Here is a 12,842-nt window from a genome sequence, read left to right on the forward strand (position 1 = left end):
CATCGACAAAAACTGTAAAGCCTTCATGCTTTCCTATTCCAACTCCATTTTGTCCGATATCAACAATCTCACATCTATACTTTTTGTTTTTTTCTAGCATTACTCCTCCGTATTTTTTCAAATCATATAAACTGATTACATTATATCTATTTATACTATTATATTTATTTATATCACTATATTCATTTATATCACTATATTTATTTATATCACTATATCTATTTATATCACTATATCTATTTATATCACTATATCTATTTATATCATTATATCTATTTATATCATTATATCTATTTATATCATTATATCTATTTATATCATTATATCAAAATATCAAAAATTTCGGCATATTATCTAGTGACAAAATTTGTTACATAGCTCTAGCATCTAAATATTTTCCAACTTGTAATTTATCATGAATACCTTGTCATGTCAATATGAAGGCAACACTATTATTTTACACACTATTATTATTTGTCAACACATATGTTAGGCTATCTTAGTTGTCAACACATATATTACACCAACCATCACTATTCAAAAAAACATAGCTGTAAATTACTTAGGGTGATATTGCCTTAGTATTTAAAGCTATGCTTTTAAGTTTCATTATTTTATTATAAGAAATAGTAATGCTTGAATGTATTAATTATTAATATTTTCTTCTCTAGTTACTCCTCCATATGAAGGTTCAACTATTATTTTATTACCTGTTTTAACCTTTTTAGTCACATCTGGAACTGAAACAATTACCGGTATTCCGAGGTTTATTCCGACGATTGCTGCATGTGAAGTCATTCCACCAGTTTCGGTTACTATCGCTGCTGATTTTTCCATATAAGGTAGCATTTCTCTGTCTGTTCCAACAGTTACCAAGATATCTCCCTGATTAAATTCTTCACATTTTTCTCCAGGAAGAACGACTCTAGCAGTACCTTCGACAAATGCCTTACCTATACCTACACCTCTCCCAATAAATTCTGAAATCACACTTACTCTTATCATATTTGTTTTTCCAGTTTTTCCAACAGGCACTCCAGCTGTTACGACAACGATGTCACTAGGCTGTACGAACCCCGCTTTTTTTGTAGCTTCTATTGATGCTTCAACTAATTCGTCAGTGCTTTCTGCCAATTCACTCTTAACTGGATATGTACCCCAAACCAATGATAATTTTCTCATTACTTTGTCACTTTGTGTCGCTGCGATTATAGGTGCCTGAGGTCTGAATTTCGATACCATTCTAGTCGTATATCCAGAGGAAGTACACGTTATTATCGCTTTAGCATTTAAATCCATAGCTGTCGTACAAGTTGCGTGACTTATTGCATCTGTAACCTTGATTCCACTACAAAGCGAATTCTTTTGATTTCCAACGCTATAGTCAAGTGTTTCTTCTGTTCTAATAGCTATTCTATTCATAGTTTTTACAGCTTCTATTGGATATTTCCCAGCCGCAGTTTCACCAGATAGCATTATTGCATCAGTTCCGTCATAAATCGCATTGGCTACATCTGTTACCTCCGCTCTAGTTGGTCTTGGATTTCTAATCATTGAATCCATCATCTGAGTTGCTGTAATAACAGGCTTAGCCAATTCATTACATTTCTTTATTATCATCTTTTGTACAATCGGAACCTCTTCTCCAGGAATTTCAACTCCCATATCACCTCTTGCAATCATTATTCCGTCAGAAACTTGAAGAATTGAATCTATGTTATCAACACCTTCTTGACTTTCGATTTTCGATATTATTTGAATATCTGAAGCATCGTTGTTTTCAAGCACCTTTCTAATTTCTAAAACATCAGAGGCTTTTCTTACAAATGATGCTGCTATAAAATCTATACCTTGCTCAATTCCAAACTCTATATCTGAAATATCCTTGTCAGTAATTGCCGGTAGATTGATTACAACACCTGGCAGATTTACCCCCTTCTTTGATGATATTTTCCCAGAATTTTTTACAACAGTCAATATGTCATTTCCTTCAATCTCCTTGATTAGCAACTCTATCAAACCGTCATCAAGTAATATTTTATCACCAACTTTTACATCATTGACCATATTTTTATATGAAACAGTACACCTTTCACTATTACCCACACATTCATCCATAGTAACTGTAAATTCAGCACCCTCTTCCAAAATTACAGGTTCCTCAAAATCACCTGTTCTAATCTCAGGTCCTTTTGTATCCAACAGAATAGCAATCGGCATCTCCAATTCTTCTCTAATTCTCTTCGTCCTATCCATTCTAGCTTTGTGTTCCTCATGTGATCCATGAGAAAAATTAAATCTACATACGTTTAATCCATTCAACGCCAGATCTCTCAATACATCATCAGAATCGGTTGCCGGTCCCATTGTACACACTATTTTTGTTTTCTTTAAACTAACCATTTTGTTCACTCCCATTAAAATAAAAAACATATACGGCTATATCGATAGCACTTTGGCCATTTCGTAGCTTTCTTCGTCAAATTTCTTTTCTACAGCAAGTGCTTCATCTATATCCATATCAATAATCTCGTTATTTTTGATACCTACAACTCTACTACTTTTTCCCTCTATCAATAATTCAACAGCTTTATTTCCAAGCTTACTGGCAAGTATTCTATCAAATGCAGATGGTGCACCGCCTCTTTGAACATGTCCAAGAACTGTTATTCTAACATCTGCCTTATCCTCGTCTGTCAACGCAGCCTTTAATCCAATAGCTCCATTTTCAATGCTTGTTGCACCTTCTGCTAAAACAATTATACTGTGCTTTTTTCCTCTTTTTTGAGTCGTCTTTAATCGTTTTACAATTTCCTCAGTCTTTATATCTATTTCAGGTACGACTATTGATTCTGCTCCACCTGCCAAGCCTGCATAAAGAGCCAAATCTCCACAATGTCTACCCATCACTTCGACAATATTCACTCTATCGTGCGAAGAAGAAGTATCCCTTATTTTTGAAATAGCATCTATTATAGTATTCATAGCAGTGTCAAATCCAATTGTGTAATCAGTATACGCCAAATCATTGTCTATTGTCCCTGGAATTCCTATTGCTGAAACGCCAAGCTCGCATAGTTTTTTAGCTCCGTTAAATGTTCCATCACCACCAATTACTACCAAGCTTTCAATTCCAATTTTTTCCAAAATTTTTACAGCCTTTGCTCTTCCCTCTTCAGTTCTAAATTCATCACTTCTAGAAGATTTTAGTATCGTTCCACCTCTCTGGATAATATCACCTACAGATGATAAGTCCATTTCGACAAACTCCTCATTTAACAATCCCTTGTATCCCTTTTCGATTCCATATACTTTGTAGCCATAGTATATTGCTGTTCTGACAACGGCTCTAATGGCCGCATTCATTCCTGGAGCGTCTCCACCGCTTGTCAAAATACCTATTGCCTTCATAATAATGCCTCCTTCTTACCATACTCACTTCACTTATTTTATTTTATGCACTTTATTTTTATGCACTTTATTTTTGTGTACATTATTTTTATGTTTTTTATTTCTATGTACTGCTTTTTCTTATTTTATATGCTTTATATATTACTCATTCCATTTATTATGTATTAATATACTATTTATTGCTTTTTCTCCAGTGTATCAATTTTCTTACATTGGCACAAAATACTTCAGTTCATAAAGCTTATTTTTTTAAAATAAAGGGACTAAATTCGTCCATCACAGATATTATTATCCCATCATGGTTAAAAAATTTTGATGAAAAACATCCATCAACTGTTATTATAGCATATTGACACATTCTTGTACAATACTAAATCCCAAATGATAGCTTCAATTTTCAATAATCATTGATGGATAAGTTCAATAAACCTCATTCTAAGCATCCCAACACTCATACTGCTATGGAATTTATTCCTAAATTACTTAAGAAGCCACAAAAATTACATACACTCTTTTTTAATAAAATAAAAAATATCATTTCTGCTAATTATTAAATTTCATACACTAAAATATAAGTATATTTACATCGAATTTATATGAAAATTAAAAACACTATTATATCCATTTATACAATAGCTGCAATCTGCACTGTTTATTTGAGTTAATATATGAAAAAAAGCAAAAATTGTTTAAAAATTGTTTGTATACTTTGTTCTTTATTTTCCGATTATATATTTTTCCTAAATCGATTAATTTCGGGGATTCTCTCAAATAGAGCTTACAAATCCGAATTTTAAATATTTTAATTTTTTGTTACAGCATCAAGTCATAATTAGCTTGATGCCGTAACAGTTTAATATCCATATTGATTCTATTGTCAAACTATCAAACACTTATTTATTATCTTTAAATTCTCTACTTCCTGGTTTTACCAAATCTATTTTTCCTTCATTACAAAGTGGGCAATTATCAGATTCATATACCTGTATATCTATATCAATAGCACTATATATAGGCATTCCAATATCATCCTTTGTTCTATTTGCAATACAGGCAACACCGATTACATTTCCACCAAGACCTTCAAGAACCTTCTTTGTTTCGATTGTAGACTTGCCCGTAGTTACTACATCTTCGGCTATTATTATTTTAGCCCCCGGTTTAACTTCAAACCCTCTTCTAAGCTCCATTATATTATTTTTTCTTTCTGTAAATACAGCCTCTTTTCCTAACTGTCTTCCTAATTCGTATGAAACAATGACACCTCCCATTGCTGGACCAACAACTAAATCTATATCCAAAGCCTTAATCTTTTCTACTACTAGGCTAAGTATTTTTTCAGCTTTGTCTGGGAATCTTAACACCTTTGCACATTGAACATATCTATTTGAATGCTTTCCAGATGAAAGCAAAAAATGCCCTTCTAATAACGCATCACATTCCTTTAATATTTCAATTACATCTATCTTATTTTCCATTATATCCTCCAATTACTTTTTAAAACTAGAATATATTCTAACCGATATTATATTATTATATATCATATTTTATTTCTTTATATTTTCTTTTTTATTATATTATCTTTTCTATATTACATTATTCTTTTATACTATACTATTCCTCGAATTTCATCAAGAGATTTTATTCCTCTAGAATCTATAAAGTAGTTCAATTCCTCTATTATATCCTTTCCGATAGTAGGGTTGACGAAATTTGCAGTACCTATTTGAACACAGGTTGCTCCAGCCATGATAAATTCTATTACATCTCTGGCACACATAATACCACCCATACCGATTACCGGAATTTTCACAGCCTTGCTCACTTCATATACCATTCTTAAAGCAATCGGCTTGATCGCTGGTCCTGAAAGTCCAGCTGTAACATTTTCAAAGACAGGTCGTCTGTTTTCTACATCAATCGCAAGAGCCTTGAACGTATTGACCAACGAAACTCCATCAGCACCTTCTTCCTCACATACCCTTGCCATTTCAACTATATCCTCTGCATTAGGTGACAGTTTAACAATGAGAGGCTTTGAAGTGGCTTTTCTAACTGCTCTTACAACTTCTCTGGCTATTTCTGATTTTATTCCAAAAGCCATTCCTCCATGTTTTACATTGGGACATGATATATTTAGTTCCACAATATCAAAATCTTTGTCATTCAGCAACCTTGCACCTTCTACATAGTCATCCTCGCATCCACCGCCTAGATTTACTATTCTACAAGCATCAAGCTTTGAAAAATACGGCAGCTCGTTTTTGATAAATCCTTCAACACCGGGATTTTCAAGCCCAACACTATTCATCATCCCAGAAGGTGTTTCATATACTCTAAGACCGTTATTGCCATCTCTTTTTTCAAATGTAAGCCCTTTTGAGCTTATTCCACCAAGAGAATTTATATCATAGAGCTCTCCATATTCTCTACCAAATCCAAACGTTCCAGATGCCATGATGATGGGATTTTTTAACTCTATTCCACATAAATTTACTTTTAAATCAGCCATTATAATATCACGTCCTCTCCCCAAAACACCGGTCCATCTTTGCAAGTTCTCTTATTTCCATCTTTTGTCTTGCAAGTACACACCAAGCACGCTCCGACACCACAAGCCATATGATTTTCCAAAGATACTTGAACCCTTACATTCTTATTCCTCGTCAAATCCAAAATCTTTTTCATCATGGGAGTTGGACCACAAACAATTATATGATCATATTTATTAAAATCGATAATATCTGTAATAAATGTATCTCCTACAGTCGTAAAAAGATTGTCACATACATTTTCAAAATCATCGACAGCAATTCTATCTTCCCTAAAACCTAAATAAACATCACAGTTGGGAATATTTTTTGCAACCATATAAAGTGGTGCAATTCCCACTCCACCGCCTACCAAAGCAACTCTTCCACTTACTTTTTCAAATCCGTTTCCATACGGACCTTGTAGTTCAATTTCATCACCTTTTTTGAGATTTGAGATTATTTTTGTTCCCTCACCTACGACCTTGTAGAGAAAGCTAATACCCTCCTCGTCTATATCATATATACTTATTGGTCTAGAAAGTAACGGATATTTATCCCAAGCTCTGAGCATAAAAAATTGACCCATCTTTGCCTCAAACGAGCCCTCAATCTTTATGTGAAACATCCCTTCTCCCACATATTTATTATCTAAAACATTATATATCATTCAAACTATCTCCTTACTTACTTATACCAAGCAGCTTCATTATCAATGCCATTCTGACATACATTCCATACTGAGCTTGCTCAAAATACATTGCTCTGCTATCGTTATCAACATCAGTTGAAATTTCATTGACTCTCGGTAATGGATGCATTACTATCATATCCGCCTTTGCATTCTCCATTTTTTTTGAATCAAGAATGTATATGTCTTTCAATTTTTCATATTCAGCCTTATCTTCAAATCTTTCTCTCTGAATTCTTGTCATATATAATATGTCCAGCTCTGCAATTGAATCATCTAAGTTATCGGTTTCAATGTACTGAGTATCTCCCAAACCATTCAATACGTATTCGGGCATTTTTAATTCTTCCGGAGAAATGAACACAAATTTAATATTTTTGTATCTCGACATCGCCTTTGCCAAAGAATGTACTGTTCTTCCGTATTTTAAATCGCCACACATTCCTATTGTAAGATTGTCTAGCCTTTTCATACATAATTTTATTGTAAGTAAATCTGTTAAGGTCTGGGTTGGGTGTTGATTTCCTCCATCACCAGCATTGATGAATGGAACACTACTGACTGAAGCTACCTGTTGAGCAGCACCGGATTGTGGATGTCTCATTGCAATAATATCCACATATTTAGACACTGTCGTAATCGTATCCTCCAAGCTTTCTCCCTTTGAAACAGATGAAGCATTTGGATCGGAAAAGCCTATTATCTTCCCTCCCAATCTACTCATAGCAGCCTCAAAGCTAAGCCTAGTTCTCGTTGACGGTTCATAGAATAACGTAGCCATTAAATATCCTTCACATACCTTTATATATTCTCTTGGATTTTGTTTAATTTGCATACCAAGCTCAATTATTGAGTCGATTTCTTCGACTGTGAAATCATCTGGCTTCACTAAATGTTTATTTTTCATATTTTCCTCCTTTTTGGCCTCACGGAACCAAATTAAAATACAGAATAAATATCTTCTTAGAAAGATTATCATTTTTTTGGTACTTTTGTCAATCATTATTTTTATTGTCTAGAAAAATAATCAAAAAAATAGCGTTGATCGAATTTCTACACTCATCCTTCGATAAAGTACAAAAATTTACCATCAACGCTAAATTTTTAAAGCCTATCTGCTGTTGCTTTTATATTTTATTATTGATACTGCCATATTAATGGTTGTTTCTGCTGCTTGAGCAGGATCCACATCCACTTTCACTACAACCGGAGCACCCTCCGCTCTTTTTTAATTTTTTAATACTAAATCCAACCACAACAGTCAAGACTATCAATACTAAGATTGTTGGCAAATTCATGCTATCGCCTCCTAAAAGCTATTTACCACTTTCTGCAACGGCACTCTTTGCCATTTCCTTTGCTTCTTTCGGTTTTCTAAACATTAGATAAAGCATTACTACAAATATTGCACCTGCAATATAAGTCCATGCTGTAGCCGGATTGCCTAATAAAAACACATTGGCAAACTGGAATACCATCAATGATATCGAGTATGCAAACACCATCTGATATCCCAATGCGAACCATGTCCATTTTGCACTACGCATTTCTTCTCTTATTGCTCCAACAGCTGCAAAACATGGTATACACAGCTGATTGAAAAGCATAAAGCTTAGTCCAGAAGCCATAGTGAAAACTGATGCTGCATATTTTATCATTGAATCAGTGTCTGGTCCAACTTCACCCAATCCAGCTACTACACCAAAGGTAGATACTACAACTTCCTTTGCAACTAGCCCTGTCATTGTCGCAACAGTTGCTGCCCAGTCTCCAAATCCAAGAGGACTGAATATTGGTGCAAAGGTTCTACCTATCGCCTCCAAGATAGAGCTACTGTCCTCAGAAAATTCCACAAACTCAAAGCTAGTTGATATATTTTGAAGGAACCAAATTACTATTGTCGCCAAAAGAATGACTGTTCCTGCCTTTACTATAAATGCTCTTACTCTATCCCATGTAGTTCTCAATACATTAGAAACCAACGGCATATGGTATTCAGGCAACTCCATTACAAATGGTGCTGGATCTCCAGCAAAGCTTTTTGTCTTTTTCAAAATTAAGCCTGAAATAACGACTGCAAGAATACCAGCAAAATAGCAAACCGGAGCAAACCACCAACCATTGGCTCCAGCAAAAACAGATGCTGCAAACAATGCAATAATATCAGTTTTTGCACCACATGGCATAAATGATGCAACTATAATCGTCATCTTTCTATCGTTTTCATTTTCTATAGTTCTTGTAGACATTATTCCTGGAACTGAACATCCAGTACCTATCAAAATAGGAATAAATGATTTTCCAGATAGCCCAAATTTACGGAATATCCTATCAAGAATAAATGCAATTCTTGACATATACCCTATATCTTCCAATATTGAAAGGAATAGATACAATGTCGCTATAATAGGAGTAAAACCAAGTACTCCTCCCACACCGGCAATCACACCATCTACAATCAAGCTTGTAAGCCAAGGTGCAACGCTAGCGCCTTCCAAATAAGCTCTAACAGATCCTCCTATCATCTCACCAAAGAATTCATCATTTACCCAATCGGTAATATCTGCGCCAACTATATTCACTGAAACATAATATATCAAAAATATTATGGCAGCAAAAATTGGTAATGCCAAAAATCTATTTGTAACAATACTATCTATCTTATCGCTAGTTGTCATTCCGCTTCTACCTTTTTTTACGGTGTCTGCCACAGCACTAGAAATAAATGTATATCTATTATCTGTTATAATTCCTTCTCCATCATCGCCAAACTCTTCCTGAGCTCTTTTTATTATATCTTCTACTGTCTTTCTCTCTGCATCAGATATTTGTAGGTTAGCAGTCGCCTTTTCATCTTCTTCAAACAGCTTTACTGCATACCATCTTCTGTTTTCAGACATACCAACGCTTGAAACCTGTGATTCAATTTCTTTAATATATTTTTCAACTTCCTCGTCAAATGAATTGATATGAACATGGTTAGTTTTTGCTACACTAATTGCAGTTTCAATCACTTTATCGATGTTCTTGTTTCTCAATGCAGAAATTTCCACAATCGGATATCCCAACAATCTACCTAGCTTATTAACATCTATCTTATCTCCGTTTTTCTGAACGATATCCATCATGTTTAAAGCAATAACGATAGGTATTCCTATCTCTGATAGCTGCGTAGATAAATATAGATTTCTTTCAATATTAGACGCATCGACCACATTTACGATAACGTCCGGTTTTTCATTGATTAGATATTCCCTACTAACCACTTCCTCAAGCGTATAAGGAGATAAGGAATAAATTCCCGGTAGGTCGGTAATTTTTATCGACTTATCCTTTTTATATTTCCCTTCTTTTTTTTCTACAGTTACTCCAGGCCAGTTCCCAACATACTGATTTGATCCAGTCAACGCGTTAAAAAGCGTTGATTTCCCACTATTTGGATTTCCGGCTAATGCTATAGTGATACTCATTTTTTCCCCCTTCATATTATTTCGTTTATTTTGATTATCATTTTCAATAAATTAACAGCAACAACCAATCACATATCTTTATATATCCTTCTGAAAATGCAATCAGCTTATGTCGTCAATTACCATTAGTCAATTGGTTCAATTTCAACCAACGAAGAATCTTCTTTTCTCAGTGTCAATTCATAGCCTCTTAACGAAATCTGCACAGGATCACCCAAAGGTGCAACTTTTCTTATAAATAATTCTGCATTCTTAGTTATTCCCATGTCCATAACTCTTCTTTTCAAAGATCCTTCGCCATGAATTTTCTTTACCTTGTAAGTTTTCCCTACTTCGGATTCCCTTAACGTCAACATTACCTAACCTCCATATTAAATAGTTTTTAGCTTCCAGAATTATTAAACCAAATAATAATGCTCAAATAAATAACAGTAAATATCACACGATTAGATATACAGCATTATTAATGATATTAATATAGTGGAGTTTAAAAATCTTATTGCAGTCTGAAAAATCAAACTCACTTAATTCACAATAATATTCTTTATCATTCATAAATTAAAAAATATCCAATATTACTTATATTGGAGAAACCATAATTTTTTGGGAAATATCTATTCCTATTCCTACTCTACTGTCTTTAATATTTACAATTAAGTTTCCAGAATTAGAAGAAACAACTGAGACCACAGCATCTTCAATAAATCCCATATTTGCTAGCTGTTTTTTTTGTTCATCTTTTATTTTTACCTTAACAATTTTCATTTGAACACCAATTGGTGCAAGAGCTAAATTCATCTCATTCCTCCAATATATTTAACAAAATTATCATTATATTTTTAGTATAAGGCAAATTATTATCATTGTCAATCTATTATTGAAATTATTTTCCTATTGATTACAATTTTATATATCGAATATAAAAGCATGTCATGCCAACATTATCGCGAAATATTATTTTATTAATTTAAATTACTTTTTTTATCTTATTTTTGTTCTATTTAAATATTTATAGAAATAAATAATATGTTTTCTATAAAAAATTTTGTTTTACCTTGATGTTCCTTTCAAAAAATTTATAAAAGGAGGTTGAAATCAACCTCCTTTTAAAGTAATTGTAAAAAAATAATATATTATTGATAATTGAAACCAATATCTGTTTTATTTATTACTTTTTTAATATAGCTCTCTAAATCTTAGTACCATCCTCTAAGCTTCATTGCTGTAGCAACTCTCTTTACAGAATGCATATAAGCAGCTTCTCTAACTGTTACATTGTATTCTTCTTTGATTTTCCAAAGTGCTTCAAAAGCTTTAACCATTGCTATATCTTCTTTTTCTTCAACTTCTTTTTCTGACCAATAGTATCCGTATAGGTTCTGTACCCATTCGAAGTAAGAAACTGTAACACCACCAGCATTAGTTAAAATATCTGGAGTAAGAACTATTCCTCTTCTGTTAAGAACTTCGTCACCTTCTGGAGTTGTAGGACCGTTAGCAGCTTCACAAACAAGCTTAGCCTTTATTAATTCAGCAACTCTAGCGTCAATTGAGTTTTCAAGAGCAGCAGGAACAACGATATCAACATCGCATCCCCAGAACTCGTCCATTGAAATAGCTTTTGAACCAGGGAAATCCAATAGGTTACCCTTTTCAGCTCTGTAATCCATCATAGCCTGGAAATCTAATCCATCTTCTTTGTATATTGCATAAGAACCCGCTTCTTTGCACCATTCAGCTATCGCAACAACTGTTCCACCTAACTTCTGAATATTTTTAACTGTGTAAGCACCAACGTTACCGAATCCCTGTACAGCAACCTTTGCTTGCTTCATATCAATTCCTAATTTCTTTGCAGCTTCTCTAGCAGTAACGGCAACACCGTATCCAGTTGCTTCATTTCTACCTTCTGAACCACCAAAATCTAATGGCTTACCAGTAAGAGTACCTATTGCAGAAACACCTGTTAACTTGTTGTATTCATCAACCATCCATGACATTATCTGACCATTTGTATTTACGTCTGGAGCTGGAACATCAACTTTTTCACCTATTAATTTGTATATACCCTGGATATATCCTCTTGATAATCTTTCAAGTTCTCCAGTAGATAATTCAGATGGATCTACTATGATACCACCCTTACCACCACCGTAAGGTATACCAGTTACTGAACACTTAAATGTCATCCAAATAGAAAGAGCTTTAACCTCTTCTAATGAAACGTTTTGATGGAATCTTATACCACCCTTAGTTGGACCTACTGCATCATTATGCTGAGATCTGTATCCCTTGAATACCTTTATTGAACCGTCGTCCATTTTAACTGGGATATTAACTTCAATAACTCTTCTAGGTTCCTTTAATAGTTCGTAAACCTGTGGTTCCATTCCTAACTTATCGCAAGCATTTTTAACTTGTGCCTGTGCCATTTCAAATACATTTGCCATTTGTAAGCCTCCTTATGAATTAAGTTCTCTTAAATTTAATATTATAGTATCGATAGGACAATTCCCCAACAAATCTTTTTAAATCGCATTTCTCAACACACTAAAAATAGTGATAATTTGAATTAACACAACTTTAAAAAAGAAATATAGAAACATTTTCCTAACCACTACTTGTAATTATAGCACATTTATTTATATTAGTGTATAATAATCTATTAATTAACAATTATTTCCTAGCTTATTTTTTTATTATATTTTGTATTTAATTTTCTTTAATAATAATATTTTA

10 protein-coding genes are annotated in these 12,842 nt (G+C 33.5%); all 10 read right to left on the reverse strand.

What is annotated here, in order from left to right; translation table 11 throughout:
* Window positions 1-645 precede the first annotated feature (645 nt).
* The 10 genes from pyk to gluD all read right to left on the reverse strand — a co-directional run bounded on the left by pyk (window position 646) and on the right by gluD (window position 12,553).
* Window positions 646-2,403: a pyruvate kinase gene (pyk, locus tag BM120_RS08365; protein ID WP_091994944.1), complete on the reverse strand. Its 1,758-nt coding sequence runs from the start codon at window positions 2,401-2,403 to the stop codon at window positions 646-648.
* 36 nt (window positions 2,404-2,439) lie between these two features.
* Window positions 2,440-3,411, reverse strand: a complete 972-nt coding sequence (gene pfkA, locus BM120_RS08370) for a 6-phosphofructokinase (RefSeq protein ID WP_091994946.1) — start codon at window positions 3,409-3,411, stop codon at window positions 2,440-2,442.
* Window positions 3,412-4,304: 893 nt separating this feature from the next.
* Entirely contained in the window at window positions 4,305-4,889 is a 585-nt protein-coding gene (gene pyrE, locus BM120_RS08375; RefSeq protein WP_091994948.1) for an orotate phosphoribosyltransferase, read from the reverse strand.
* A gap of 131 nt (window positions 4,890-5,020) precedes the next feature.
* Complete coding sequence (locus BM120_RS08380) at window positions 5,021-5,923, reverse strand: dihydroorotate dehydrogenase (RefSeq protein ID WP_091994950.1); 903 nt, start codon at window positions 5,921-5,923, stop codon at window positions 5,021-5,023.
* The gene (locus tag BM120_RS08385; protein ID WP_091994953.1) at window positions 5,923-6,612 is read right to left on the reverse strand and encodes a dihydroorotate dehydrogenase electron transfer subunit; all 690 of its coding nucleotides are present in this window, start codon (window positions 6,610-6,612) and stop codon (window positions 5,923-5,925) included. Before BM120_RS08385 ends, BM120_RS08380 begins: the two co-directional genes overlap by 1 nt.
* Before the next feature lie 13 nt (window positions 6,613-6,625).
* Window positions 6,626-7,540, reverse strand: coding sequence for an aspartate carbamoyltransferase (gene pyrB, locus BM120_RS08390; RefSeq protein ID WP_091994956.1), 915 nt, complete (start codon window positions 7,538-7,540; stop codon window positions 6,626-6,628).
* 409 nt (window positions 7,541-7,949) lie between these two features.
* The gene (gene feoB / locus BM120_RS08395) at window positions 7,950-10,103 is read right to left on the reverse strand and encodes a ferrous iron transport protein B (RefSeq protein WP_091994957.1); all 2,154 of its coding nucleotides are present in this window, start codon (window positions 10,101-10,103) and stop codon (window positions 7,950-7,952) included.
* Between the two features lie 125 nt (window positions 10,104-10,228).
* Window positions 10,229-10,459 (reverse strand): FeoA family protein, encoded by a 231-nt coding sequence (locus BM120_RS08400; protein WP_177187409.1) that lies wholly within the window; start codon window positions 10,457-10,459, stop codon window positions 10,229-10,231.
* A gap of 223 nt (window positions 10,460-10,682) precedes the next feature.
* Window positions 10,683-10,901 (reverse strand): FeoA family protein, encoded by a 219-nt coding sequence (locus BM120_RS08405; RefSeq protein WP_091994961.1) that lies wholly within the window; start codon window positions 10,899-10,901, stop codon window positions 10,683-10,685.
* Window positions 10,902-11,299: 398 nt separating this feature from the next.
* Window positions 11,300-12,553 carry an NAD-specific glutamate dehydrogenase gene (gene gluD, locus BM120_RS08410; RefSeq protein ID WP_091994963.1) on the reverse strand — a complete coding sequence of 418 codons (1,254 nt, stop codon included), beginning with the start codon at window positions 12,551-12,553 and terminating at the stop codon, window positions 11,300-11,302.
* Window positions 12,554-12,842: the final 289 nt, after the last annotated feature.

The organism is Peptostreptococcus sp. D1, assembly GCF_900112955.1.
GTDB lineage: Bacteria > Bacillota > Clostridia > Peptostreptococcales > Peptostreptococcaceae > Peptostreptococcus.